The organism is Arthrobacter sp. CAN_A214 (genome assembly GCF_015751955.1).
In the GTDB taxonomy this organism is placed as follows: domain Bacteria; phylum Actinomycetota; class Actinomycetes; order Actinomycetales; family Micrococcaceae; genus Arthrobacter_D.
The window spans coordinates 58,540-84,514 of sequence record NZ_JADOUU010000003.1 but is presented as its reverse complement, the minus strand read 5'-3'; the positions used below and the strand labels follow the sequence as shown (position 1 = coordinate 84,514).

The 25,975-nt window shown below is 66.4% G+C and carries 25 protein-coding genes and 1 tRNA gene; 15 read left to right on the top strand and 11 right to left on the bottom strand.

The window, feature by feature from the left end; translation table 11 throughout:
* Positions 1-3 precede the first annotated feature (3 nt).
* The 4 genes from IWX65_RS03975 (at position 4) to IWX65_RS03960 (ending at position 4,936) form a co-directional block, all read left to right on the top strand.
* On the top strand, positions 4-1,551 hold the full coding sequence (locus tag IWX65_RS03975) for a S8 family serine peptidase (protein WP_196881145.1): 1,548 nt from the start codon (positions 4-6) through the stop codon (positions 1,549-1,551).
* A 106-nt stretch (positions 1,552-1,657) separates the two neighbouring features.
* Positions 1,658-3,118 carry an NAD(P)/FAD-dependent oxidoreductase gene (locus IWX65_RS03970; RefSeq protein WP_196881144.1) on the top strand — a complete coding sequence of 487 codons (1,461 nt, stop codon included), beginning with the start codon at positions 1,658-1,660 and terminating at the stop codon, positions 3,116-3,118.
* A gap of 127 nt (positions 3,119-3,245) precedes the next feature.
* A tRNA-Leu gene (locus IWX65_RS03965) sits at positions 3,246-3,321 on the top strand.
* A gap of 220 nt (positions 3,322-3,541) precedes the next feature.
* Positions 3,542-4,936, top strand: coding sequence for an ABC transporter substrate-binding protein (locus IWX65_RS03960; RefSeq protein WP_196881143.1), 1,395 nt, complete (start codon positions 3,542-3,544; stop codon positions 4,934-4,936).
* 170 nt (positions 4,937-5,106) lie between these two features.
* Here the strand turns inward: IWX65_RS03960 and IWX65_RS03955 are convergent, their stop codons facing one another.
* The 5 genes from IWX65_RS03955 to IWX65_RS03935 are packed head-to-tail and all read right to left on the bottom strand — an operon-like array spanning position 5,107 to position 10,115.
* Entirely contained in the window at positions 5,107-5,862 is a 756-nt protein-coding gene (locus tag IWX65_RS03955; protein WP_334683636.1) for a hypothetical protein, read from the bottom strand.
* A gap of 35 nt (positions 5,863-5,897) precedes the next feature.
* Positions 5,898-6,656, bottom strand: a complete 759-nt coding sequence (locus tag IWX65_RS03950; protein ID WP_196881142.1) for an ABC transporter ATP-binding protein — start codon at positions 6,654-6,656, stop codon at positions 5,898-5,900.
* Entirely contained in the window at positions 6,653-7,828 is a 1,176-nt protein-coding gene (locus IWX65_RS03945; RefSeq protein WP_196881141.1) for an ABC transporter ATP-binding protein, read from the bottom strand. The genes IWX65_RS03950 and IWX65_RS03945 overlap by 4 nt, the downstream gene beginning before the upstream one ends.
* Positions 7,825-8,805, bottom strand: a complete 981-nt coding sequence (locus IWX65_RS03940) for a branched-chain amino acid ABC transporter permease (protein ID WP_196881140.1) — start codon at positions 8,803-8,805, stop codon at positions 7,825-7,827. Before IWX65_RS03940 ends, IWX65_RS03945 begins: the two co-directional genes overlap by 4 nt.
* A gap of 8 nt (positions 8,806-8,813) precedes the next feature.
* Complete coding sequence (locus tag IWX65_RS03935; RefSeq protein ID WP_196881357.1) at positions 8,814-10,115, bottom strand: branched-chain amino acid ABC transporter permease; 1,302 nt, start codon at positions 10,113-10,115, stop codon at positions 8,814-8,816.
* Positions 10,116-10,432: 317 nt separating this feature from the next.
* Here IWX65_RS03935 and IWX65_RS03930 point away from each other — a divergent pair, with 317 nt between their 5' ends.
* Complete coding sequence (locus IWX65_RS03930) at positions 10,433-11,284, top strand: Bax inhibitor-1/YccA family protein (protein ID WP_196881139.1); 852 nt, start codon at positions 10,433-10,435, stop codon at positions 11,282-11,284.
* 394 nt (positions 11,285-11,678) lie between these two features.
* Here the strand turns inward: IWX65_RS03930 and galK are convergent, their stop codons facing one another.
* The 3 genes from galK to IWX65_RS03915 are packed head-to-tail and all read right to left on the bottom strand — an operon-like array spanning position 11,679 to position 14,832.
* On the bottom strand, positions 11,679-12,833 hold the full coding sequence (gene galK, locus IWX65_RS03925) for a galactokinase (protein WP_196881138.1): 1,155 nt from the start codon (positions 12,831-12,833) through the stop codon (positions 11,679-11,681).
* An 8-nt stretch (positions 12,834-12,841) separates the two neighbouring features.
* On the bottom strand, positions 12,842-14,011 hold the full coding sequence (gene galT / locus IWX65_RS03920; RefSeq protein WP_196881137.1) for a galactose-1-phosphate uridylyltransferase: 1,170 nt from the start codon (positions 14,009-14,011) through the stop codon (positions 12,842-12,844).
* The gene (locus tag IWX65_RS03915; RefSeq protein ID WP_196881136.1) at positions 14,008-14,832 is read right to left on the bottom strand and encodes a DeoR/GlpR family DNA-binding transcription regulator; all 825 of its coding nucleotides are present in this window, start codon (positions 14,830-14,832) and stop codon (positions 14,008-14,010) included. The genes galT and IWX65_RS03915 overlap by 4 nt, the downstream gene beginning before the upstream one ends.
* Positions 14,833-14,937: 105 nt before the next feature.
* Between IWX65_RS03915 and IWX65_RS03910 the strand changes: the two genes are divergently transcribed.
* From IWX65_RS03910 to IWX65_RS03895, 4 genes are read left to right on the top strand one after another with little or no spacing between them, the layout of a single operon-like run.
* Complete coding sequence (locus IWX65_RS03910; RefSeq protein ID WP_196881135.1) at positions 14,938-15,852, top strand: aldose 1-epimerase family protein; 915 nt, start codon at positions 14,938-14,940, stop codon at positions 15,850-15,852.
* Between the two features lie 34 nt (positions 15,853-15,886).
* Entirely contained in the window at positions 15,887-17,188 is a 1,302-nt protein-coding gene (locus IWX65_RS03905; protein ID WP_334683634.1) for an AI-2E family transporter, read from the top strand.
* Positions 17,185-18,465, top strand: a complete 1,281-nt coding sequence (gene ilvA / locus IWX65_RS03900; protein WP_334683633.1) for a threonine ammonia-lyase — start codon at positions 17,185-17,187, stop codon at positions 18,463-18,465. Before IWX65_RS03905 ends, ilvA begins: the two co-directional genes overlap by 4 nt.
* Before the next feature lies 1 nt (position 18,466).
* Positions 18,467-19,051: a rhomboid family intramembrane serine protease gene (locus IWX65_RS03895; RefSeq protein ID WP_196881134.1), complete on the top strand. Its 585-nt coding sequence runs from the start codon at positions 18,467-18,469 to the stop codon at positions 19,049-19,051.
* Between the two features lie 5 nt (positions 19,052-19,056).
* On the opposite strand, the gene greA is transcribed toward IWX65_RS03895, so the two are convergent.
* Both greA and IWX65_RS03885 read right to left on the bottom strand, forming a co-directional pair.
* Positions 19,057-19,548 carry a transcription elongation factor GreA gene (greA, locus tag IWX65_RS03890; protein ID WP_196821738.1) on the bottom strand — a complete coding sequence of 164 codons (492 nt, stop codon included), beginning with the start codon at positions 19,546-19,548 and terminating at the stop codon, positions 19,057-19,059.
* 183 nt (positions 19,549-19,731) lie between these two features.
* The gene (locus IWX65_RS03885; RefSeq protein WP_334683632.1) at positions 19,732-20,166 is read right to left on the bottom strand and encodes a DUF4307 domain-containing protein; all 435 of its coding nucleotides are present in this window, start codon (positions 20,164-20,166) and stop codon (positions 19,732-19,734) included.
* Between the two features lie 81 nt (positions 20,167-20,247).
* Here IWX65_RS03885 and mca point away from each other — a divergent pair, with 81 nt between their 5' ends.
* Together mca and IWX65_RS03875 are read left to right on the top strand one after the other, a co-directional pair.
* The gene (gene mca, locus IWX65_RS03880) at positions 20,248-21,171 is read left to right on the top strand and encodes a mycothiol conjugate amidase Mca (protein WP_196881133.1); all 924 of its coding nucleotides are present in this window, start codon (positions 20,248-20,250) and stop codon (positions 21,169-21,171) included.
* Positions 21,172-21,252: 81 nt separating this feature from the next.
* Positions 21,253-21,639: a hypothetical protein gene (locus IWX65_RS03875; protein ID WP_196881132.1), complete on the top strand. Its 387-nt coding sequence runs from the start codon at positions 21,253-21,255 to the stop codon at positions 21,637-21,639.
* A gap of 89 nt (positions 21,640-21,728) precedes the next feature.
* Here IWX65_RS03875 and trhA read toward each other — a convergent pair whose 3' ends face one another.
* On the bottom strand, positions 21,729-22,487 hold the full coding sequence (trhA, locus tag IWX65_RS03870) for a PAQR family membrane homeostasis protein TrhA (RefSeq protein ID WP_196881131.1): 759 nt from the start codon (positions 22,485-22,487) through the stop codon (positions 21,729-21,731).
* A 101-nt stretch (positions 22,488-22,588) separates the two neighbouring features.
* On the opposite strand from trhA, the gene IWX65_RS03865 reads away from it, so the two are divergent.
* The 4 genes from IWX65_RS03865 to IWX65_RS03850 all read left to right on the top strand — a co-directional run bounded on the left by IWX65_RS03865 (position 22,589) and on the right by IWX65_RS03850 (position 25,946).
* Positions 22,589-23,356 carry an isoprenyl transferase gene (locus IWX65_RS03865; protein ID WP_196881130.1) on the top strand — a complete coding sequence of 256 codons (768 nt, stop codon included), beginning with the start codon at positions 22,589-22,591 and terminating at the stop codon, positions 23,354-23,356.
* A gap of 245 nt (positions 23,357-23,601) precedes the next feature.
* Positions 23,602-24,930 (top strand): PhoH family protein, encoded by a 1,329-nt coding sequence (locus tag IWX65_RS03860; protein ID WP_334683631.1) that lies wholly within the window; start codon positions 23,602-23,604, stop codon positions 24,928-24,930.
* A 34-nt stretch (positions 24,931-24,964) separates the two neighbouring features.
* Complete coding sequence (locus IWX65_RS03855; protein ID WP_334683630.1) at positions 24,965-25,471, top strand: prepilin peptidase; 507 nt, start codon at positions 24,965-24,967, stop codon at positions 25,469-25,471.
* 4 nt (positions 25,472-25,475) lie between these two features.
* The gene (locus IWX65_RS03850) at positions 25,476-25,946 is read left to right on the top strand and encodes an NUDIX hydrolase (RefSeq protein ID WP_196881128.1); all 471 of its coding nucleotides are present in this window, start codon (positions 25,476-25,478) and stop codon (positions 25,944-25,946) included.
* Positions 25,947-25,975 lie beyond the last annotated feature (29 nt).

Below are 25,975 nucleotides of genomic sequence, written 5' to 3'. Positions count from 1 at the left end.
GGAATGACGCGCCCGCTGCTTTCCGGACAACGCAGGACGCATGGTGGCGGGGTGCTACGCGCTGCCGCGGCCACGCTGGTTGCCGTCGCCCTGACGCTGCCGATTGGTGCCCTGCCCGCCGTTGCCGACGACGTGCGGGAAAAGCAGTACTGGCTCGAAAGCTATGGCATCACCGATGCCTGGGCCACCACCCAGGGCGAAGGCGTCAAGGTGGCCATCATCGACAGCGGGGTCGACGGCACGCACCCCGACCTTGCCGGAGCGGTGACGGGCGGCACCGACGCCTCCGGGGCCGGCAGCCCGGGCGGGCAACTCGGCATCGGAGAGGTGCCCGTCCACGGGACCCTGGTCGGAACGCTGCTGGCCGGCCGCGGGCATCAGGGGCTCGCGCCGATGCTGGCGCCCGTTCCGGAGCCGACGGCGACGTCGTCGCCCGCGCCCGAACCATCCGCACCCGCACCTACCGCGACCGGATCCGCAGCGCCGGGATCCACAGCCGAAGCCGGACCGGGCCCTGAACCATCAGTGTCCGGGGACAGTCCTGCTCCGTCGACGTCCGGCCCTACTGCGGAGGCGTTCTCCCCGGAGGCTGTACCGCCTCCGGCGGCGCAGCCTCCGGGACCTCTCAGCGTCTATGGCAGGGGGCCGGACGGAATCGTGGGGGTAGCGCCGAAAGCGGAACTGCTGGCCGTGTCAGTGTGGATCGACGGACCGAACAGTGGGCCCAACCCCGCCGGTATCGGCATCAACGATCAGATTCCGACGGCGGTGCGCTGGGCTGTCGACAATGGCGCCAAAGTCATCAACATGTCACTGGGGAGCACATCCACCACCTGGCCGGAGAGCTGGGACGAGGCGTTCCTCTACGCAGAGCAGCAGGACGTGGTGATCGTCGCTGCAGCAGGTAACCGGGCAGGGGGTCTCATCCAGGTCGGTGCGCCCGCAACGATCCCCGGTGTCCTCTCCGTTGCCGGACTCGACCGGTCGGGTGTGGCAAGCCGTGAGGCTTCCTCGGAGGGAATCAGCATTGCAGTCGCGGCGCCCTCGGAGGACCTGGTGGGAGGGCTTCCCGGGGGAGGGTACGCCGAGTGGTCCGGCACCTCCGCGGCGGCACCCCTCGTTTCCGGAGTAGCAGCCCTCATCCGGTCGAAGTATCCGGAGCTGAGCGCCGCACAGGTGGTCAACCGGATCGTCGCCACAGCCCGGGACACGGGTGCGCCCGGGTTCGATACCCTCTACGGCCACGGCGTCCTTGATGTCGCTGCCGCGGTCAACGCCGATATCTCCGTACCTGAGGCGAACCGCCTGGGAAGTATGGCCGACTGGATCCAGGTATACCGAAGGAGCGAGGGCGGCAGTGAGACACCCGCTCCCGGCCCCGAGGCCGAAGAAGCAGCACCGGACATCCCCGAGCCACCGGTCCCTCAGGCGGAGGAGCCGGGCAGCATTCCCGACAACCTCCCGGCGACGGTCGTCCTCGGGTTCACCGCACTGTTCGCCGTCCTGCTCACGGCAGGGACGGTCCACGTGCTTCGGACGCGGCGGAAATGAAGCCGGAACCCGAGCAGTGATGGAGGCCGTCCGGGGCCCGGATCAGCCGTCTTTGAACTCCCGCACACTTAGTGAAGATTTTCACAAAGTCCGGTAGCATCGAAGCATGGCACTGAACCCTCACTTTTCGGATCGACCGCGCGTTCTTGTTGTCGGCGGCGGGTATGTCGGACTCTATGTGGCTCACAAGCTGCAGAAGAAGGTCAAGTCCCGTGGCGGCATCGTGACGCTCGTGGATCCGTTGCCCTACATGACCTACCAGCCCTTCCTTCCGGAGGTTGCAGCCGGGAGCATCGAGCCGCGCCACGCAATCGTCTCCCACCGGGTGCACCTGCCCCAGACCGAGTTGATTTCCGGCAAGGTCACTGGCATCAACCATGCCGGCCGCACCGCGACGATCGAACCCGCCGGCGGCGGCGACCCCTTCGAGCTCGGATACACCGACGTCGTCGTGGCCGCAGGCTCCATCACCCGGACCTTCCCCATCGACGGGTTGAAGGACCAGGGAATCGGGCTGAAGACCATCGAAGAGGCAGTGGCCCTTCGCAACCAGGTCTTGGAGCGCATCGAGACCGGATCGTTGATGCCGGACGGGCCCCAGCGCGACCGAGCGCTGACGTTCGTCGTCGTCGGCGGAGGATTCGCCGGTATCGAAGCAATCACCGAGATCGAGGATATGGCGCGCGACGCCGTGAAGAAGAACAGCCGCCTGGAACGCTCGGACCTCCGGTTCGTCCTCGTCGAGGCCATGGGCCGCATCATGCCGGAGGTGACCGCCGAGCAGGCGGTGTGGGTGGTGGAGCACCTGCGCTCGCGCGCCATCCAGGTCATGCTCAATACCTCGCTCTCCAGTGCGGTGGATGGACGCCTGAAACTCATCAACATGCCCGACAAAACTCCAGCGGACGAGTTCGAGGCCGGTACCCTGCTCTGGACCGCCGGCGTGCAGGCCAACCCCGTGGTCACCTCCACCGATTTCCCGGTGGACGAACGCGGTAGGCTCCGGGCCAACCCCGAACTCCGGGTTGCGGGGGACGACGGCCCGATCCAGCACGCCTGGACCGCGGGCGACGTCGCTGCCGTACCGGACCTCACCGGCGGCGGAGTGGGAGGCTTCTGCGTCCCGAACGCACAGCATGCCGTGCGGCAGGCGAAGCTGCTCGCGAAGAACATCCTTGCGCAGAACTACGGTGTAGGCGAGGTCAAGGAATACCGGCACACCAACCTTGGAGCCGTTGCAGGCTTCGGTACGTTCAAGGGCGTCGCCAACATCATGGGTTTCGGCATGCGAGGCTTTCCTGCATGGATGGCTCACCGCGGGTACCACGGCATGGCGATGCCGATGTTCGAGCGCAAGGCCCGTGTCATCACGAACTGGAGCATGAGCTTCATCTTCGGGCGCGATCTGGCTCCGATCTCGGACCTTCAGACACCGAAGCGGCAGTTCCGGGAAGCGGCCACGGCACCTCCCAAGAAGGACACAGCGCTGCAGAGCACGCCGCCTACGCCCGCAGGCAAGGCGGCCGCAGGCAAGGCGGCCGCAGGCAAGGCGGGCGCGCGGGCCTGAGTCTGAAGGCCAGGCAGAACGATGGCGGTCCCGCTCGGGTGGCGGGGCCGCTGTCGTTCCGCGGTCAGGACCTGTGGCATCGAGTCGCCAGGTGTGCTGCGCCCGCGATATTCTGGACGGGCACGGAGCCCCAGTAGCCCAATGGCAGAGGCACCAGACTTAAAATCTGTTCAGTGTCGGTTCGAGTCCGACCTGGGGTACCAACGGCATAAAGCCGCTACTTGCGCAAGTAGCGGAACAAGGCAGGATACTGTCCAATTGCTGGTGTCAATACTTCTTTCTACGCTTCGTGATGAGCGTTACAAGGATGTAACACGATTCCCTTATTTTCGTTCCAATTTTGCACTAGTTTTTCTACATACCAGGAACACCTGGTGACTGCAGCAAAGGCATATGACGCCTTTCGGTCGAGGAGAACAATTCATGATCGCAACACTTAACTCAGTGCGCTTTGGCACTGGGCAGAATGCCCCGCGGGCGGCGAAGGTCGCCGCCCTGGGCCTGGGGATCGCACTCTTGGCTTCCGGCTGCGGCGGATCCTCCGCACCGGAGAGTGAGGCCGAAGCGAGCGAGGCTCCTGCATCCGAGGCAGCAGCGGGAGGACTGGCCTGTCCGGAGAGCGAAGGAGGACAGGCCGCGGAACCGAATCCCAAGGGGGACCCCGCTGCTGTTCCTGCAGCAACCACCATCAGCGACCAGCCGCTCAAGCTCGGTTCCATCCTTCCGACCACCGGAACATTGGCGTTCCTCGGTCCTCCGGAGATCGCCGGCGTCAACCTCGCCGTTCAGGAGGTCAACGAAGCCGGAGGTGTCCTCGGCCAGGACATCACCATCACCCACCGCGACTCGGGCGACACCACCACGGACATCGCCACCCAGTCCGTCACCGATCTCCTGTCGCAGGACGTCAGCGCGATCATCGGCGCCGCCTCCTCGGGCGTCTCCAAGACCGTGATCAACCAGATCACCGGTGCTGGAGTGGTCCACTTCTCGCCGGCTAACACCTCGCCTGAATTCTCGACCTGGGACGATCAGGGCCTCTACTTCCGCACCGCTCCCTCGGACGTCCTGCAGGGGCGCACGCTCGGCAACTACATCATGACGTGTGGCGCGCAGACCGTCGGCATGATCACCCTCAATGACTCCTACGGAACCGGTCTCCAGACCAACATCCAGGAAACCGTTGAAGGAGCCGGTGGCCAGGTCATCGCCAACGAGATGTTCAACACGGGTGATTCGCAGTTCTCGAGCCAGGTCGACGCACTGGCCGCGGCAGCGCCGGATGCCATCGTCCTGATCACCTTCGACGAGGCCAAGAGCATTGTTCCGCTGCTCGTCGCCAAGGGAATCGATCCCACTACGGTGTTCCTCGTGGACGGTAACACTTCCGACTACAGCGCCGATCTGGAGCCCGGAACCATGGAAGGCGCCCAGGGAACCATTCCTGGTCCGTTCACGGGAGACGAATTCAAAAACGCGTTGGCCGAGATCGACCCCGCACTCACCAGCTGGGCCTACTCGGGCGAAAGCTACGACGCCGTCAACCTGATCGCCCTCGCAGCCGAGGCCGCAGGAAGCGTTGAGGGCGCCGCAATCGGCGAGCAGCTCGAGGCCGTGTCCAAGGACGGCGAGAAGTGCTTCGACTTCGCCGGTTGCGTCACCCTGCTTCGCGGCGGCGGGGACATCGACTACGACGGCATCTCAGGACCGGTCTCCTTCGACGAGAACGGCGACCCGACCGAAGCTGCCATCGGTATTTATGAGTACGACGGCAACAACGTACCGCAGCCCAGCCGGTCCGAACTCGGCCAGCTGTAACCCCCTGTAGTACCTGCACCCCAGAAGGCCCCGCCCGCACTCCGAAAGGAGTGCACCGGCGGGGCCTTCTGCGTGCAGGCATCGAGTGCCCAGGGAGGCCGGGGCGTACAGGCGCTGGGGCAGCGTTAGGAGGTCCGGAGGTGGGAACTGGGCCGACGGCGAAGCCGCTGCTAGGGGCTGGTAGGTGGCTGGCGGGCGACGGCGTAGGAGGGCTCGCGGAGGCGTCTTGCCCAACCGTAGGTGCCTGCCCCCGGCAGGGGATTGAGGACCGCGTCGAACCGGGGGTCCTCAACCTCGCCGTGGAGGTCGAGGCGCAGGGACAGAACGCCGAATCGGTGCCACGGTCCGCGCGGCTGCGCGTAGTACAGTCCCAGGGCCCACGTCCCGCGGCCCAGCTTCCGCTCAAAGCCCTTCAGCGAGGCGGGCAGGGCCTCCGAACCCAGGGCGCGTGCACCGATCAGTACCGGCCCTTCCGAGCCCCGGTAGGGAATGATCGTGGTGAGTGGTGCCCGGTCCGCCCTCAGCCTCGGGGACAGCACGAATCGTCCCGGGCGGGACCATCCGGTGGAGGACAGCAGCACGTCGCCCCCGGAGGGGCCTGCTGCGTCGGGCCTGCCGGGGGCGCGGGAGTCGGACTCGCCCGCGCCGAGGGCGTCGGGTCCGCGCGGAATGCGGAAAGCGAGCCCGACGACGTCGGGCAGGCCGTCAGGGAGGCCCACCGAACGCGAGATGCGGGCTGTCACCGTACTGGTGCCGGGAGTATCGACCCAGGAGATGCCGCTGGCCCCGGCCGAAGGCGTCACTTCGACGGTCCCCGTCAGGCGTAGCCCGCGGGAGTGGATGGGCCGTTCCGGCCGCAGCCTCTTGAGGGCGCGGAAGATGGCCGTCAGGCCGTGGCCCGCTGCACTGGTCAGTAGCTGTGCCATGAACGCCCGTCCTGCCGTGCGTGGGTATTACCGGTTCACGCGGTATCCGCGAGCGTGCCGAGGTACAGCTGGATCACCTTCGGGTCCTTCATCAGTTCACGGCCGGTGCCGGTGTAGGCATCCCTGCCCTGGTCGAGGACGTAGGCGCGGTCGCAGATCTGCAGGCAGCGTCGCGCATTCTGTTCGACCATGATCACCGATACCCCGGCCCGGTTGATCTCATGCACCCTCAGGAACGTCTCGTCCTGCTTGACGGGGGAGAGACCGGCCGAGGGCTCATCGAGAAGGAGCACCGCCGGTTCCATCATGAGCGCGCGGCCCATCGCGACCATTTGGCGCTCTCCGCCGGACAGCGACCCGGCGCGCTGCGCACGTCGCTTGCCCAGCTCGGGAAAGAGGCTGGTGACGAACTCGAAGCGCTTCTTGAAGTCCTTCGGGCGCTGGTACATCCCCATCTCGAGGTTCTCCTCGATGGTGAGCGTCGAGAACACATTGTTGTTCTGCGGCACGAAACCGACGCCCTGCGTCACCAGCCGGTTGGCCTTCAACCCGGTGAGGTCCTGTCCTCGGACCACCACCTTTCCGGAATGCACCTTCACCAGACCGAACATCGCCTTCAGCAGCGTCGACTTTCCTGCGCCGTTGGGACCGATGATGCCGATCAGCTCGCCCTTCCGCGCCTCGATGCTGCAGCCGTTGAGGATATTCACCCCGGGAAGGTAGCCGGCCACCAGGTCGGTGACCTTGACCACTGAATCGGCATCGTAATCGCTCGTGGTTGCTTCCCGGCTCATGGTTTCTTCCGATCAGTGTCATTGTCAGCGGGGTCGGGGTCAGCAGGCCCAGCGTCGGGATGTGCCTGCAGGGGGGTGGTGCCGTGGCCGTCGGAGAGGTTGCCCGAGCCGGACAGCTCGACGATCCGGTGTCCGAGAACGCCCTCTTCGTCGGTGCCGACCACGGACTCTTCGTCGTGTGCCAGTTCCTCTTCGAGGCGTTCGATGCCGGTGGAATCACCGAGGTCGACGTCGTGGTGGGCTCCCAGGTAGGCGTCGATCACGGCCTGGTCCTTCATCACGACATCCGGCGGGCCTTCAGCCACCACCTTGCCCTCGGCCATGACCACCACCCAGTCCGCGATGTGGCGGACCATGTGCATGTCGTGCTCAACGAACAGGACAGTCATGCCCTCGGCCTTGAGGTTCTTGATGTGGTCGAGCAGCGACTGCGTCAGGGCCGGGTTCACTCCCGCCATCGGCTCGTCGAGCATGACCAACCGCGGGCGCACCATGAGGGCGCGAGCCATCTCGAGCAGCTTGCGCTGACCGCCGGACAGCGACGCCGCGTAATCGTCCTTCTTCTCGTCGAGCTTGAACTTGGCGAGAAGCACGTCGGCCTGTTCGGTGATCTCACGCTCACGCTTGCCCCAGATGTTCTTGAACAGTGCCTTTGCGAGGCTTTCGCCGGGCTGGCTCGCCGCCCCCAGACGCATGTTCTCCATGACGGTGAGCTTGCCCATGACCTTGGTGAGCTGGAAGGTGCGCACCATCCCCATACGGGCCACCTTGTAGGACGGGACCTTGGCGAGCGGTTTGCCGTCGTACTCCCAGTCGCCGCTGTTCGGGACGTCGAAACCGGTGAGCAGATTGAAGAGCGTCGTCTTTCCGGCACCGTTCGGGCCGATCAGGGCAGTGATCCTGTGGCGCGGAATCTCGAGGTATTCGACGTCGACGGCGTTGACCCCGCCGAAGCTGCGGGTCACGTTCCGCGCGACGACGATAGGGTCGGTCTTCCGGCAGCCCGGTACCGCCTCCCCGGTGGCGATGGGTCTGGTGTCGCTGAGAAAATCGTGCCCGGATGCAGATGCGGTGTTCGACGTACCCGCTGCCGTGGCGCCGTGTGCGCCGTCGTCGGCCCGGTGAGCCGGGCCCTTCGGCGCGTCGGCGAAATCGTTGGGATTCTCGGTCATGCGAACGCCAGCTCCTTCTTGTTGCCCAGGACACCCTGAGGTCGAAACACCATGAGCAGCATCAGTGCTACGCCCACGAGGATGTAGCGCAGCTGGCCTGCCTGCACGTTCGAGAGGAAGGTGATGGCACCGACCTCGATGGCCCCGTAGAGGAGCCCCTGGGTCAGGGAGAGGACCACCCAGAAGATCATCGCCCCGATGACGGGCCCGAGCACTGTTGCCATGCCGCCGAGCAGGAGGCAGGTGTACAGGAAGAACGTCAGTTCCGTCGCGTAGTTGGCAGGCTGCACGGCGCCGCGGGGGAGGGTGAAGATGATGCCGGCGAGCGAGCCCAGGATGCCGCCGATCACGAGCGCCTGCATCTTATAGGCGTAGACGTTCTTGCCGAGCGAGCGAACGGCGTTCTCGTCCTCGCGGATGCCCTTCAGTACACGGCCCCAGGGGCTGCGCATGAGGAGCCAGACGATCAGGCAGGCGAGGATGACGACGCTCCAGCCGACGATGCGGATCCACAGGTCGCGGCCGCTCATGGCGAGCGGGCCGACGTTGTAGCTGTCGTTGAGGAAGGGATTGAGCTCGTAGAACCCGCCCTCGAACGCGGCAAGGCCGTTGGCCGAACCAGTGACGTCGGTGAGGCCGTTGGTGGTCACGATGTACCGCACGATCTCCGCTGCCGCGATGGTCACGATCGCCAGGTAATCAGCCCTCAGCCGGAGCGTGGGGATACCGAGCACGATGGCGAAGATGACCGACGCAAGAAGCGCCACCAGGACGGCGACGGGAAGGGGAGCATTGAACGTCAGGGTCGAGATGGCATAGCCGTACGCGCCGACCGCCATGAAACCGGCCTGGCCGAAGTTCAGCAGGCCGGAATAGCCGAAGTGCACGGCGAGCCCCAGGGCTGCGAGCGCGTAGGCCGCCGTCGTCGGGCTGATCATCTCGCCGAAGGCGTTGAGAAGTATGTTTCCGAAATCCATGGGAGCCCCTAACCTATGCGCTCTTTGCGGCCGAGGATACCCTGCGGCCGGAACAGGAGCACGAGAATCATAATGAGAAGCGCGCCGACATACTTGAGGTCGGCTTCGAGCCAGAGGGTCGAGATCTCAACGAACAAGCCCACGATGATGGAGCCGATCAGGGCGCCGAAGACGGTTCCCAATCCTCCGAGGACCACTCCGGCGAAAATCAGCAGGAGGATCTGCTGGCCCATGTTGTAGGAGACGCCGGGCCGGTAGTAGGCCCAGAGGATGCCGCCGAGTGCTGCGAGCATGCCGCCGATCACCCAGACGATGCGGATCACGCGGTCGACGTCGATGCCGGACGCCGCGGCGAGCGCCGGGTTGTCGGCGACGGCGCGGGTGGCCTTGCCGATGCGGGTGCGCAGGAGCAGGAAGGCGACGAGCAGGATCACCACGAGGCTGACGATCAGCGACGTCAGGTTGTTGCGGGAGATGGAGACCGAGCCGATGTCGATGATCGCGCTCTGTGACCCGGGCAGTTGCTGCGTCGCGCCGCCGAAGTTGAACTGGATGATGTAGCGCAGTGCCAGTGCCAGGCCGATGCTGACGATCATCATGGGGACCAGCCCGGTTCCGCGCCGTCGGAGCGGCTTCCACAGGCCGGCGTCCTGCACGTAGCCCAGCAGCCCACCGCCCAGGACGGCGAGGAGAATGGCCACCGGAGCGGGCAGCCCCATGGTGGCGAAGCCGAAGGTCAGGACGGCGCCCAGGGTCACCATCTCGCCGTGGGCGAAGTTGGTGAGGCCGGTGGTGCCGAAGATGAGGGAGAGGCCCACTGCGCTCAGGGCGAGGAGCAGGCCGAAGCTGAAGCCGGCAAGGGCCCGCTCGGCCAGCGTGGTCCAGATGCTCGTGGTCGTCGCCACGATGCCTTCGCCGAACAGGAACAGAGTGCTGGCGGTGGAGGTCCCGGCGAAGGTCACATCGCGCGGGTTTTCCTGCCCCTCGGCCAGGGCTATGCCCTCAGGAAGGGTGTCCTCGTCGATTGCCACCTCGTAGGTGCCCTGCTCGGGTACCCCGATGGTCCAGGACCCATTGGCGCCGGAGGTCGCCTCGCCCTCGAAGCCGTTCCCGGTAGCGGTGACCGTGACGTCGGCGATGGGGCCGTCGACTCCGCGAAGGACGCCGCTGATGCGGTTCTCGAACTCCTGGGACTGGACGCTCGACGATACTGCTGCAGGCTGAATTGCAGGGACGGGCGGCTGGAACGCCTGCGCCGAAGGAGCGCTGAGGAGCACGGTGGCAAGGAAACCGAGCACAAGAAGCAGCATCCTCCCGATCCGTGCAGGCGTCGGTTGGGTAATCAAGATTGGAACCTCCACGGTCAAGGCTGGCCCGGCGGCATACCGCCGGGCGTAGGAGCATGTGACCATAGTCACTGTGCGGTCGCTTCATGTTACTCGGACGGTGTTTCGCCAAATGCCAAATAAGCCGTTCGAAGGTCGCGATTAGGTAACAACTGGGTTACCCAGGGCCCTGAGGAATTGACTTTCCCGCCCAAGTGGGCGGGGAACAAAAACGCTCGTTCCACGTTGATATTGGTAGAGTTCGTTTCAACGCTCGGCCCCCTATCGGAGGACAACACACAATGGCACTTGGCGGTAATCCGGTTTTCAACGGAAAGAACTTCCGTTCTGCTGCACGCGGCAACAATTCAGCGGCCTACGGTTCCACGATGCTTGCCGGCCAGACCGCGGCCAGCCAGCAGCAGTTGGAGCAGATGTACAACCAGCCATCGGCTGGGCCCTCGCAGATGGGCCGCATGACGTTCGACGACGTCATCGTCAAGACCGTCCTCTGTATCGGTGTGGTGCTGCTCGGCGCTTCGGTGCCGGCGTTCTTCCTGCCGGGGCTCGCTGTTCCGCTGATGATCCTGGGCATGATCGGCGGCCTGATCCTCGGCCTCGTCAATTCGTTCAAGCGTGAGCCGGTTCCGGCCCTGATCCTTGCGTATGCGGCGCTCGAGGGTCTATTCGTCGGCGGACTCACCATGTTCCTCGACGCCATGTACCCCGGTATCGCACTCCAGGCCGTCCTCGGCACTGTCACCGTTTTCGCAGTGACCCTCGCCCTCTTCAAGAGCGGCAAGGTGCGCGCCACACCAAGGGCCATGAAGTTCTTCATGATCGCGATGATCAGCTACGCGGCTTTCTCGCTGATCAACCTCGGCCTGATGGTCTTCGGTGTTTCCGATGATGCGTGGGGCCTCCGTACCGGCATCGAGCTCTTCGGTATCCCCCTCGGTGTCTTCATCGGCATCTTCGCGATCGGCCTTGCTGCCTTCTCGCTGATCATCGACTTCACCTCGATCAGTGAGGGTGTTCGGAACGGCGCACCCCAGAAGTACTCCTGGACGGCTGCTTTCGGCCTGACGGTGACGCTGATCTGGCTCTACGTCGAGATCCTCCGCCTCCTCGCCATCCTGCGCGGCGACGACTAATTTCCGGTCCTTCGGGGCGGACTGACCTCCGGCGGCCGTTGCGGCATTCAGAATTCCTGGATGTCGCAGCGGCCGCTCCCGTTGAACGGGATGCTTCCGGCGACCGCCTTAACAACCGACAGACGCCTTCGATAACGACAAACACGCCGGATGGAACTGGCGCGGTTGTCTGAAACCAGTGCGTTCGTCGTTGACTGGCGCGCCCTGCGCTTCATGCATCCGGGCGCTGCTGGCGTCTGCCGTACCGGTTCCGCAGGTGCCGCCTTTTTCCGGGCCGACGCGGGTGATGCTGCCCGGTTTCCGGGGGCGAACCACCGTGTCGCGGCGGAACACGCCGGTTATTCCGGCTTTGGCGCCAAAAGCCGGACAGTTCGATACGCCCTGCAGCGCAGGGTCAGGTCACGCGTCCCGCTCCGGACGCCGGGAGTACAGGGAAAATCACCGGTGCGGTGAAGCCGGCGCTCGTGAAAGCGCGGGTGACGGCGTCGGCCACTGCCGCGGAATCTTCGGACCTCACCAGCGCAATCGCCGCCCCGCCGAACCCGCCCCCGGTCATCCGGGCGCCGAGAGCACCTGCGGAGACCGCGGTGTCGACGGCGGTGTCCAGTTCGGCGGATGAAATCTCGAAATCGTCCCGCATGGAAGCGTGGCTCGTGTTCAGAAGTTGCCCCAGCGCGCCCGGCCCCTTGTCGGTAAGGACGTCCACGGCATCCTGCACCCGAGCGTTCTCGGTCACGATGTGGCGTACCCGCCGGAAGGTCTCCTCATCGAGAAGACCGGCGGCTTCCGCGAGATCGCGCACCGAGAGGTCCCGAAGTGCCGGGACCCCCATCAGTTCCGCACCCAGTTCGCAGGAACGGCGCCGCGCAGCATAGCCACCCGTGGAATGGGAGTGGCTGACGCGGGTATCCATCACGAGAAGCTCCAGCCCTGAGCCTTCCAGGTCGAGCGGGACGAGGCGGGACTCCCTGGAACGGCAGTCCAAAAACACCGCATGCCCGGCCTCGCCCAGCAGTGATGCGGACTGGTCCATGGTCCCGGTCGGCGCGCCGACCATGTCGTTCTCGGCGAGCTGCCCGATGGCCACCAGTTCACTTCGGGACAGGTTCGCGTCGGAGAGGTCATTGGCGGCCACTGCGACGGCACACTCGAGGGCTGCCGAGGAGGAAAGGCCTGCGCCGACGGGCACCGAGGAATCGATCAGGAGGTCCAGGCCCGGGGACCTGTACCCCGAGCGCTTGACCGCCCACAGGACGCCCAGCGGATAGGCGGCCCATCCGTCGATCTTCCCCGGGGCGAGGGTATCGAGGTCGGCCTGGACGACGTCGTTCGGGGCGAAGGTCGAGCAGACCCGCACCGTGCGGTCGGAGCGGGAACGCGCAGCCACTCCCGTGGAGTGGTTGATGGCGAAGGGGAGGACGAAGCCGTCGTTGTAGTCGGTGTGCTCACCGATCAGGTTGACGCGGCCCGGCGCCGACCAGACGCCTGCCGGCTCGTCGCCGAAGCGCTCGGTGAACGCGGCGGCGAGTTCGGATGCTGTGAGGTTCATGGAAGGTCCTAGCGGGAGGTTGCCGGTGCGGCGTTGCGCAGTCGATCCGCAACGAGTTCGGGCGTGGTGTCGTTGATGAAAGCGCCCATGGCGGCTTCGGAGCCGGCAAGGAATTTGAGCTTGTCCTCTGCCCGCCGTGGCGACGTGAGCTGCAGGTGCAGGTAGCTCGCGGGACGCAGCCGGGCGTCGAGGGGCGCCTGCTGCCACGCGGAGATGTAGGGGGTGGGGGTGGAGTAGAGCGCATCGACGCGTCCCAGGAGGTCGAGGTACACCATGGTGAGTTCATCCCGCTCCGCCGAGGTGAGGGTGGCGATGTCCGGAACCTGCCGGTGCGGTACGAGGTGTACCTCGAGCGGCCAGCGCGCCGCGAAGGGAACGAAGGCGCTGAAGTGCTTCCCCTCGATCACCATGCGCTCGCCGGATTCGCGCTCGGCGTCCAGGGCCGAACCCAGGAGGGTTCCGGTGCCGCGGGTGGCATCGTGGAAGGCCACCGCCTGTTCGGCCATCACCGCTGCCCGCGGAGGGATGAACGGGTAGGCGTACATCTGCCCGTGCGGGTGGAGGAGTGTGACGCCGATGTCCTGGCCCCGATTCTCGAAGCAGAACACCTGCCGAATACCGTCCATCGCCGAGAGTGCCTCGGTGCGGTGGGCCCAGGCATCGATCACGGTGCGTGCGCGCCCGGGTGACAGGGAACCGAAGGAGCCCTCGTGGGAGGAGTCGAACGCCACCACTTCGCACCTGCCGAACGCCGTCGTCGTCGTCCCCCAGGCGGCGTCCTCCGGCAGGGACCCGAGGCCGGGACCGAACGAGGAGAAGCGGTTCTCGAACACCACGACCTCGTAGTCCGAGGCTGGAATCTCGGAGGAGTTGGCCTCCGTGGTGGGGCACAGCGGGCACTGTTCCGCAGGGGGGAGATGCGTGCGGGTCTGGCGGTGGGCAGCGACGGCGATCCATTCGCCGGTCAGTGCGTCGTAACGTGCGGTACCGGCGCCGCCCCGGGGCGGGAGCCCTCGCTGGTCCGCAGTGGCGGCGGCGTCGCGATGCAGCGCGGCCGAAGCCTCCGACGCGTCGAAGTAGATCAGTTCCCGCCCATCGGAGAGCCTGGTGGGAGTTACCCGGGTCCCGGGTCGGGTCCGGGAACGGGCTGGGTGCGGTGCATCGGGTGGCTGGGTCACGGGGTATCTTCTTCGCTGGACTGGTCTATGGGGTGCAGGCCCGGCTCTGTGAGGGGAGTCGTGATGGCGGTTCGCGCCGCATAGAGCGGGTCGGGGGAGCTGTCGGTGATGATGCCCGCAACGGCGTCGAGCCCCGTGATGCGCGCCAGGCTGACGACGTCGAACTTGGTGGAGTCGGCCAGGATGAGCAACTGGCCGCACTGCTCCGCGAAGGACTGGTTCGTGGAGGCTTCGGCAAGATTCGGTGTGGTGATGCCGGCCTTCACGTCGACGCCGTGTGCCCCCATGAAGCACAGGTCCGCGTGGAGTCCCCGAATAGCGGCTGTCGCGAGCGGTCCGACGAGGGCTTCCAACGGCGTCCGCTCGCCACCTGTCAGCAGCACCTGCCGGCGGGGTGCCGGTCCTGGCGAATCCGTCGGCGGCCGCAGGCGGTGCAGTTCTTCGGCGAAGGGGAGCGAGTTTGTTATCACAGTGAGGTCCGCGACCCGCACCAGGTGCCGCGCGAGTTCGAACGTGGTGGTGCCCCCGGTGACGGCAATGGTCATACCCGGCAGCACCAGCGCGGCGGCTGCTGCAGCGATGGCGCGCTTCGCGGCGCCCTGTCTCCCGCTGTTGACGGAGAATCCTGCTTCCGTGGCGCTGAGGCGCCGTGTTGCTCCACCATGTACTCGCTGCAGCGAGCCCGCTGCAGCGAGTACATCGATGTCGCGCCTCACGGTCATCTCCGATACGCCGAGCCGGAGGCTGAGGCCGCTGACGCGGACAGCCGGCCGCATCTCCAGTTCACCGAGAATCGCGGCGTGACGTTCAGCTGCCAACACGTGCGCCACCTTCTCCCATAACCGCACTAATTCGAACGAAAAATAACAATATTCTACCGGGCCGTTCCTGAACACCCCGGCATCCGGACGGGTAGCATCGGCTTCATGACTGCCGTTTCCGTTCCCGCGTCGGGAACCAACTACACCCTCACCGCAGGCGGGGCCACCGCTGTCGTCGCCTCGCTCGCGGGCGCCCTGCGCTCCTATCGCGTGAACGAAACCCACCTCACGGAGACCTGGGAGGATTCCGCGATCCCTCCCGGTGGTGCCGGAATCCTCCTCGCCCCATGGGCCAACCGCGTGGACGGCGGCGTCTGGCAGCTGCACGGCAAGGAACAGCGCCTCGATATCACCGAGCCGAGCAAGGGCAACGCGACCCATGGGCTGCTCCGCAACACCGCTTACCAGGCCCTAGCGGTCTCCGAAGGCTCGGTGCGGCTGCAGGCCGAGATCTTTCCCCAGCACGGCTACCCGTTCCACCTCCTGCACACCGCGGAGTATTCCCTGAGCGAGGAGGGACTGACCGTGACCCAGTCGCTCGAGAACCTTTCGGAGACGGCCGCACCTTTCGCGCTCGGTGCCCATCCCTACCTGAAGATCTCCGACGTGCCCACCGAGGACCTGACGCTGACGCTGCAGGCCGACTTCCGTTTCGAGACGAACGAGCGCTCGATTCCCACGGGGAAGGTTCCGGTTTCCGGACAGTTCGACCTCCGCCGAGGGCAGCGGATCGGCGACGTCGAGTTCGATGCAGCCTTCTGCGGCCTGGAGCTGCGCGGCGGCAGGCATGTGCACGTGCTTTCAGCTCCGGACGGGCGGTCGGTGGCCCTATGGGGTGATGCATCGTTCTCCTTCGCGCACGTATACGTGAGCACCATCTACCCCGGCGTCACCAAGGCGGTCGCCATCGAGCCGATGACGGCGCCGGCCGACGCGTTCAACTCGGGGGAGGGGCTGCGGTGGCTGGAACCGGCGGGCAGGTTCACTGCGCAGTGGGGTATCGAGCCGCGTCTCGAATAGTCCTGCACGGGTGCTTGTGTGGAAGGATTGGCCCATGCCGCGACTTCCTGGAGGACGACCCGGACGCGCCCTGCAGCGCGCCATCTCCCAGCGTGTCGCAGCCATGAGCGATCCGGTTCCACCGGTGCCCGCAGGCCTGGTGCGGGGGGCCGCGCAGGTCCCGGCGCTGGATCCGGCCGGAACCGGTGCAGGCTCCCGGGCGTCCTCCAGACCCGGACGGGAGGACGTTCCCTATGCCCTCAGAGTGGCCGCCTCCTGGTCGTGGCGACTCGGTATCGTCTTCGTGGTGGTCGGAGTCCTGGTCTGGCTCCTCGGCCGGATCTCCCTCCTCGTCATACCGCTGATGATCGCGGGCCTCCTCGCCTCGCTGCTGGCACCGGTGGCCGACGCGCTACGCCGTCGCGTCGGCAACGGGTCCGCCGTCGCACTCACCGTGGTGGGATTCCTTGTCCTGGTGGGCCTCGCGCTCTCTCTCGTCGGTCAGCAGTTCGCCGTGGGTTTCAACGGTCTCTGGGAGGAGGCCCGGACCGGCACGGAGCAGGCGCTCGCGTGGTTGTCGCAGGGCCCCCTGCAGCTGACGGCGACGCAGATCAACCAGTACCTGCAGGACGTCGGTGACGCGCTCCAGAACAACAGCGGCTCGATCGTGAGCGGGGCACTGTCCTTCGGTACCAACGCGGGACAGTTCGCCGCAGGGGTGCTGCTCACCCTGTTCGCGCTGATTTTTTTCCTGGCCGACGGCGCCCGTATCTGGCGCTTCGTCGCCGGCCTGGCGCCGGCCCGGGCGCGCGCAGCCGTGGACGGTGCAGGGCGGCGGGGCTGGAGCTCGATGGCGAGCTACGTCCGGATCCAGATGCTCGTGGCGTTCGTCGACGCCGTGGGGATCGGCGTCGGAGCCGCGATCATCGGAGTGCCGCTTGCGCTGCCGCTGAGCGTGCTGGTGTTCCTCGGCTCGTTCATCCCGATCGTGGGGGCCCTCGCCACGGGTTCGGTCGCAGTGCTCCTTGCCCTCGTGGCCAACGGTTGGGTCAATGCACTGATCATGCTGGCTGTCGTGCTGGTGGTGCAGCAGGTGGAGGGGCACATCCTCCAGCCCCTCATCATGGGGCCGGCAGTTGCCCTCCACCCCCTCGCCGTGGTGCTGGCGGTAGCCGGGGGCACCCTCGTGGCAGGCATCCCGGGCGCCCTTTTCTCGGTACCCCTGCTCGCCGTGGCCAATACCGTCATCCGGTATATAGCCCACCGGGCCTGGGAGTACGACCCTGCGCTCACACCTCCGGGCACGTCGGGCTCCAGCCCGTCCCCCCACACCCTCCAGGAAGAGATGACAACGTGACCGAGCAAACCGCCCTCGCCGACAAGGCGGCACTACCGCACCTGCCCGTCACCCTCGATGACGTCAAGGCCGCACAGGCGCTGCTGGACGGTGTGATCGCCCATACCCCTATCGAGGAGTCAAGGGCGCTGGGCCGGCTGATCGGCGCCAATGTCTCCTTCAAATGCGAGAACCTCCAGCGCGCGGGCTCCTTCAAGGTGCGGGGCGCCTACACCCGTATGGCGAAACTCTCCGAGGCGGAGCGCAAGCGCGGCGTCGTGGCCGCCTCCGCCGGAAACCACGCGCAGGGCGTCGCCGTCGCAGCCAGCCGCCTCGGCATCCAGGCGCGGATCTACATGCCGCTCGGTGTGGCGCTGCCCAAACTCGCCGCGACCCGCGGACATGGAGCCGAAGTGGTGCTGTTCGGCCACAACGTCGACGAGGCGCTGGCTGAAGCGAAGCGGTACTCCGACGAGACCGGAGCTGTCTTCGTGCATCCGTTCGACAACGTGGATGTGGTGGCGGGCCAGGGGACCATCGGACTGGAGATCCTCGAACAGGTGCCCGACGTCGACACCATCCTCATGGGGGTGGGAGGCGGTGGGCTGCTGGCCGGAGTGGCTGTCGCGGTGAAGGCCAGGGCACGCGAACTCGGCAGGACCATCCGGATCATCGGCGTGCAGGCCGAGAACGCCGCCGCCTACCCGCCGTCGCTCGCTGCCGACGCACTGGTGCCGCTCACCAAGGTCTCGACCATCGCCGACGGCATTGCCGTCGGCCGCCCGGGCCAGCTTCCGTTCTCGATCATTCGTGAGCTCGTCGACGACGTCGTGACGGTGAGCGAGGATTCCCTTGCGCGCGCACTCATCTTCCTGCTCGAGCGCTCCAAGATGGTGGTGGAGCCGGCGGGTGCCGTGGGTGTCGCGGCACTGCTCGACGGCAAGCTCACCGAGGACGGCGCGTTGCCGGGCAACACCGTGGTCATCCTCTCGGGCGGGAACATCGACCCGATGCTCATGCTCAAGGTGATCCAGCGCGGACTGGCAGCAGCCGGGCGCTACCTGGTGGTCCGCATGCTGCTGGACGACCGCCCGGGCTCCCTGGCCACGATTTCGCGGATCATCGCCGAGTCCGACGCCAACGTCACGGGCGTGGACCACACGAGGGTGGGTGGGTCGATCAGCATGGGCGACGTCGCGATCACCATCAACATGGAGACCAAGGGCGATGAACACTGTGAGCAGGTCCTGAGCAACCTTCGCGCGGAGGGCTTCCAGCCCGTTGTCATCCAGGGCTGACATGCTGGCACACCGGGCACGGACGGGCCTGCTGACGGTAGGCATACTGGTCGCGGTCCTCTGGGCCGTCTTCTTCGTCAACCTGCTGACCGGCCACGTGTTGACCGGTCACTTCGCCATCGAACCGCGGCGTGTTCGCGGCCTGGACGGAATTCTCTTCGCGCCGCTGCTGCACGGCGGCCTGCCGCATCTGGTCAGCAATTCCCTGCCGTTGCTGGTGCTCGGCTTTCTGACATTCCTTGATGGACTCCGACGCTTCGTCGTGGCACTGGGAACCAGCTGGCTCGTTTCAGGGCTCGGCGTGTGGATCCTCGGCGGCGGACTGACCATCGGCGCCTCCGGGGTGGTCTTCGGTCTCTTCGCCTACCTGATCGCCCGCGGCTTCTACAACCGGAACGTGCTCCAGATCCTGCTTGCAGGCGTGGTGTTCCTCGCCTACGGCTCGATCCTGTGGGGGGTGCTCCCGGTCTTCGGCTCCAACATCTCCTGGCAGGCGCACCTCTTCGGTGCGATCGGCGGGGTTGCCGCCGCCCTGATCCTGAAAAGGCGGCCTGCCCCTTCCGGGGCGGACCGCCTTCTCCGCTGACGTGCTTACCCGAGGTAGGGCGTCGCCGAGATGATTTCCACGGTGATGTTCTTGCCGTTGGGCGCTGTGTACACCACGGTGTCGCCGGCCTTCTTGCCCTGGATCGCGGCACCGAGCGGGGACTTCTCGCTGTAGACGTCGATATTGGCATCTCCAGCCACTTCGCGGCTGCCGAGCAGGAAGGACTCCACGTCACCGGCAATACTGGCCTGCACCATCATCCCGGGTTCCACGATGCCGTTGTCCTCGGGAGCTTCACCGACATGGGCGCTGTCAAGGAGGGCCGTGAGCTGGCGGATCCGGGCTTCGGACTTGCCCTGCTCCTCCTTGGCAGCATGGTAGCCGCCGTTCTCCTTGAGGTCGCCCTCGGAGCGTGCCTGCTCGATACGCGCGACGATTTCGGTACGGCCGGGGCCTGAGAGGTGCTCGAGTTCGGCCTTGAGCCGGTTGAAGGACTCCTGCGTGAGCCAGGCAACGGGTGCGCTGTTTGTGGACACGGGACATCTCCTTAGGTTTGTCCGGCACCGCGGAATGCGGTCCGGCACACAAGCAAACACCCCACCTCATTGCTACCGTGCGGGCACGGTTCGCCGTTGAGACGGGGCAGGACGTATCCCTCTATTCTAGTTCGGGTGCAGAGAATACCCAAGATGGGTGAGGTGTGCTGCACTCCGGGACGGTCAGTCGGTCACCAGCCAGCACGCGTTCACGCCGCCCGAAACACCGGGGGAGTCGGTGCGCAGCTCGACGCGGTGGGCCGTGGTCCGGCCGTTGTTGACGCCGTCGGTCTCCGCATTCGGGCCGATGGTGACCACTTTCCATCCGACCACCGCGTAATTCTCGCTCAGTACCTGGACGGCGCATTCGGCAGCAGCATCCGCGGGCTTGGTGAGTTCGAAGTCGACGCTGGCTCGCAGGTCGCCCGAGATGCTGAACCCGACATCCTTCGACGAGATGCGGGGATTACCGCTGGTCAGCGCGAAAACAGCGACGGCGGCGACGCATGCCAGAAGCACCGTGACCACCAGGAGGCGGAAGGGCCGGGCCGGTTTGACCGGCTTGGGGGGACCGTAGCGATTGGCTACTCTTGGGGTAGGCGTGTACGCGGAACTCACCTCCGCTATTTTACCGTCGATCCACGGACTCCAGTGACCTCTGTGGAACCACCAGCCGAATACCACTCCCAGGAGCCCTCGTTGCCCAGCACGGATTCCCCCACCGCGTCCTCCAGCGGCTTCCGACTACTCGCAGTCCATGCGCACCCCGACGACGAGTCGAGCAAGGGATCCGCGACGATGGCGAGGTACGCAGCGGCCGGAACGGCCGTGATGGTGGCCACCTGCACCGGCGGGGAGCGCGGTGACGTCCTGAACCAGGCCATGAGCGGGGACGCACATGCCCGCCGGGATCTCGCAGGGCTCCGGAGGATCGAGATGGCCGGTGCCGTCGCAGCGCTCGGGGTCCAGCAGAGGTGGCTCGGGTTCACCGACTCGGGACTGCCCGAGGGGGATCCGCTGCCAGACCTGCCGTTCGGCTGCTTCGCCCTGCAGCCACTCGAGCGCGCTGCCGCGCCCCTGGTGAAGCTCGTGCGCGAGTTCCGCCCGCACGTGATCCTCAGCTATGACGAGAACGGTGGCTACCCGCACCCCGATCACATTATGGCGCACCGGGTGGCTGTCGAGGCGTACGAGGCCGCCGGCGATCCCGACCGCTATCCCGGCACGGGTGAGGCGTGGCGGGTGGACAAGCTCTACTACGACCGCGCGTTCAATCCCGAACGCTTCCGTGCCCTGCACTTCGCACTCGAGGAGGCCGGGTTGCAGTCGCCCTATGCGGAGCGGATAGCCCAGTGGCTCGAGGCCGATCCCGAAGGCCACCAGCCGCCGGCTCCGACGCATGCCACGACCACGCAGATCGAGTGCAGCGCGTTCTTCGCCAACCGCGAGCAGGCCCTGCTGGCACATCGCACGCAGATCGATCCGACCGGGTTCTTCTTCGCCGTCACCCTCGACCTCCAGCAGAAGGTCTGGCCCTGGGAGGACTACTCGCTCATTTCGTCGCGGGTGGAGACGTCCCTGCCCGAGGATGATTTCTTCGCCGGCGTCACCGACGCGCGCTAGTTCTATCCGGCAGTTCCATCCAACGTAGAATTGGCAGGAACGGGCCGCCCGCCCGCAGCTCTTCCTGAAAGTGGTGCACCTGTGCTTTTCCCGCTGACCCTGGCCGCAGCGACGGCTCCCTCCGACGAACCGGCATTGCGGGAGGGTCTGGACCCCGCCTCGGTGACGCCGGGAACGCTCGGGTTCCTCGCAACCCTGTTCGTGGTGATCGGCGTGTTCTTCCTGATCCGCGACATGACCAAGCGCATCCGCCGCGTGCGGTACAACTCGATGGTCGAGGACGCGCGGCTGCAGGATGCGGGTGCCACGGATTCGGCGGACGACGGTGGACGTGACGGCCGTCCTTCCGCCCGGCGGAGTCCGGACTCTCCAGGAGACTCCGGTCAGGGCACACACCCGGCCTCCGGTGCCCCGCAGCAGGGCACCCGCCCGGTTCCCGACGGGAAGCACGGCCCGGACTCCCGGTAGGACATGCCCGGGCGGTCCCGCGCCGAGGCATCGGACCTGCGCGAGCACGCGGTGTGCCGGCGACAGGTAGCCCCAGGTTCCCTGCTAGCTCAGGTTCCCTGTACGGGGTTCAGCACGGCCATCACGATCGCGATGTAGTGTGCCGCGAAGGCCGCAACGGTGAAGGCGTGGAACAGTTCGTGGAACCCGAAGACGAGCGGACTGAAGTTGGGTCTCTTGATGCCGTAGAAGACGGCCCCCGCAATGTAGAGGGCGCCCCCTCCGCAGATCAGGATCGCTGCGGGGATGCTTGCCGCAAAGAAATCGGGCAGGTAGAACAATGCGGCCAGCCCGAGGGCCACATAGATCGGCACATAGAGCCACCGGGGGGCCGAGACCCAGAGATTGCGGAAGAGGACCCCCGCGATCGCCCCGCTCCAGATGATCCACAGCAGCAGAGTCGCCTTGTCGCGCTCGAGCAGGGCCCAGGCGAGCGGGGTGTAGGAACCCGCGATCACCAGCATGATGTTGGTGTGGTCGAGGCGCTTGAGGACCACCCGGGTCCTCGATTTCCAGTTGCCCCGGTGGTAGACAGCACTGACACCGAACAGCAGTGCTCCGGTCAGGGCGTAGATGGTGGAGGCCACCTTGAGGCTGGTGGTGGGGGCAAGCGCGATGAGCACTATGCCGGCGGCGACGGCGAGGGGCGCGGTGCCCGCATGGATCCAGCCCCGCAGGGCGGGCTTGCTCTCGAGGGCCTCCTCGGCCTTTTCGAAGACGTCCTTCCCGGAACTTCCCGCAACCGCACCGGCACCCGTGCCGGGTTCGGGCCGGGGCGACGGCGGAAGCGCGGAGGATCGCGAAGTCATGGGGAAATTCTAACCCAGCAGCCGACAGGTTACTCGGTGGTAACAACGCCCGCAGGCGTCCCTTTCCGGAATCCCCGGGAACAGCCGGTACCTTAGGAGGGGTGACGTGGAAATTCCCCGAGTTCCTCTACAGCTACTACGAGCGCAGGCTCCAGCGCTCGCTGTCCCCTGAACGGATTCCGCACCACATCGGCGTGATGGTGGACGGCAACCGGCGCTGGGCCAGGCTTGCCGGGGCCCCCACGAGCCACGGGCATCAGGCAGGAGCCGACAAGATCCACGAGTTCCTCGGCTGGTGCGAGGAACTCGGCGTCGACGTCGTCACCCTCTATATGCTGTCCACCGACAACATGGGGCGCCCTCCCGAAGAAGTGGAGCAGCTGCTCGACATCATCGCGAATACCCTCGACCGTCTCGGCGAGAGCAACCGCGTGCGTGTCCAGCCGGTGGGAGCGCTCGACCTCCTGCCGGACAACCTTGCGGGGAAGCTCACGGCGCTCGCCGGGCAGACGGAAGGCATCGACGGACTTCACGTGAACGTGGCGCTCGGATACGGTGGGCGGCGCGAGATCGTGGACGCGGTGAAGGAGTTGATGCTCGACTCGGCGGAGGCGGGGAAGTCGCTCGAGGAACTCGCCGGGGAACTGACGGACCAGCACATCTCGGCTTTCCTCTATACCCGCGGGCAGCAGGACCCCGACCTCGTGATCCGCACCTCCGGGGAGCAGCGCCTTTCAGGTTTCCTCATGTGGCAGAGCGCTTACAGCGAGTTCTACTTCTGCGAAGCGCTGTGGCCCGATTTCCGGCGCGTGGACTTCCTGCGGGCACTGCGGGACTACGGCCGGCGGCAACGACGCTTCGGCTCGTAGGGGCACCCCCGGCCCGTCCTCGCATCCATTCTCCGACACGCAGGAGCACATCTGCAAAGTCCGGGGGGACAGCGTATTGTCGGTCCATCAGCCGGTGTCCATGCCGGTGATGGGGAGGCCACCGATGACGCCGACCGTGCTTACCAGCACGTCGATTTCTTCGGGGAAGCCATGCCCGGCGTCCAGGCCGAACTGCCCCACACCCCTACTAGTTCGGGGTGACCGTGCCCCGGAGCGGAGTTTCCGTGGCTGCTACTGATCTCACCCCGTCTGCGCGAAGCAGGGGAAACCGCACCTATGTGATCGACACCTCCGTGCTGTTGTCCGATCCGCGGGCCGTCCTGCGGTTCGCCGAGCACGAGGTGATCCTTCCCGTCGTCGTCATTTCCGAACTCGAGGGCAAGAGGCACGATCCCGAGCTGGGGTACTTCGCCCGGAAAGCGCTGCGGCTCCTCGACGACCTAAGGGTGGAGCACGGCGGACTGGACCGGGCGATCCCCCTGGGAGAGGAGGGCGGGACGCTGCGGGTCGAGCTGAACCATGTGTCGCCCGAAGTGCTCCCGGTGGGCTTCCGCAGTGGGGACAACGACTCGAGGATCCTCGCGGTGGCGCAGTACCTCGCCGGGGAGGGCCGCGACGTGACCGTGGTGTCCAAGGATCTGCCGATGCGCGTCAAGGCCTCGGCCATGGGCCTGCAGGCGGACGAGTACCGCAGCGAGTTCGTGAGGGACTCCGGCTGGACCGGCGTGATGGAGCTGAAGGTGTCCGTCGAGGAGGTCAACGCGCTGTACGAGCACCAGCCGGTCCTCAATGCCACCGCCGCGGAGCAGCCGATCAACACCGGGCTCATCCTGCTGTCGCCACGCGGCTCCGCCCTCGGCCGGGTGGGCGCCGACAAGCAGGTCAGGCTGGTACGCGGGGACAGGGACGTGTTCGGTCTGCACGGGCGGTCCGCCGAACAGCGCCTGGCCATCGACCTGCTGCTCGATAAGGAAGTGGGCATCGTCTCCCTCGGCGGCAGGGCAGGCACGGGGAAGTCGGCGCTGGCGCTGTGCGCCGGACTCGAGGCGGTGCTGGAGAGGCGGGAGCACCGCAAGGTGGTGGTATTCCGCCCCCTCTACGCGGTGGGCGGCCAGGAGCTCGGTTATCTGCCGGGCAGCGAGAACGAGAAGATGAATCCCTGGGCGCAGGCCGTCTTCGACACGCTGGGCGCACTGGTCTCGAACGAAGTGGTGGAGGAGGTGATGGACCGGGGCATGCTCGAGGTCCTGCCGCTGACCCATATCCGCGGCAGGAGCCTGCACGACTCGTTCGTGATTGTCGATGAGGCGCAGTCACTCGAAAAAAATGTCCTCCTGACCGTGATGAGCCGGATCGGGCAGAACTCGAAGATCGTGCTGACCCACGATATCGCCCAGCGCGACAACCTGCGCGTCGGCAGGCACGACGGCGTCGCGGCCGTGGTGGAAATCCTCAAGGGCCACCCGCTGTTCGGCCACGTCACCCTCACGCGGTCGGAGCGCTCGCCGATCGCCGCCCTCGTGACGGAACTCCTCGAGGGCACCGACGCCTGACGCCCGTCATCGGAGTGTTCAGTACGGTGGGACGGTGATCAGCGCGCTGGCGGATTACCGGGGCGATTCCCCGGCTGCGTTCCTCCTCCTGGCCGCGGCGCTGGCAGGTTTCGTAGCCATGGGTGTGCGGTTGAGTATCATCGATGCCCGGACGCACCGCCTGCCGAACCGGATGGTCCTCCCGTGCTATCCGATCGCCGCGGTGCTTCTCGCCGGAGCGGCCCTGATGGCCGGGGAACCGCACCGGGTGGTGTCCATGGCGGGCGGCGCCGCCGTCCTCTGGGTCGCCTACCTCGCCCTACACCTGGTGCCTTCCGCAGGCCTGGGGTTCGGGGACGTGAAGCTCGGTGGGTTGCTGGGTCTGTACCTCGGTTTCGGCGGATGGCAGCTGGTGGTGGCAGGCGCTGCCGCCGGCTTCGTCCTCGGCGGGCTGTGGAGCCTCCTGCTGGTTTCGGGGAAACGGGCCGGCTGGCATGCGTCGGTCCCCTTCGGTCCGTTTCTGATCGGCGGCGCGGCGATCGCCCTGGCTGCCCTAGGGTGAGTTGGTGCCCACACCCCAATTCGTCCTCGACCTTCGGGAAAAAATCGGCTCCGCGCCCCTCTGGCTGCCCGGAGCCGGTGCGGTGGTCTACGACGATGCCGGACGCGTGCTGCTCGGCAAGCGGGCTGATACCGGCCAGTGGACCATCATCACCGGCATGGTGGAGCCGGGCGAAGAGCCGGCGGTCGGGCTCAGGCGCGAGGTCCTCGAGGAGACGGGAGTGGAGGTGGAGGTCGAGATGCTCCTCGGCATCGGCGTCGTGGGGCCCGTCACCTTCCCCAACGGCGACGTGGTGACGTTCCTCAACCACGATTTCCGCTGCCGCTTCGTCAGCGGCGTGGCGAGAGTCAACGACGACGAATCCAGCGACGTCCGGTGGTTCCCGCTCGATGCACTGCCGCCTCTCAACGCACGGCACCTTGAGCTGGTGACCACGGCCTCGACCGCCGACGGCATCCCGCACTTCATACGCTGACACCTGTGACGGGCGCGTGCCGCAGGCGA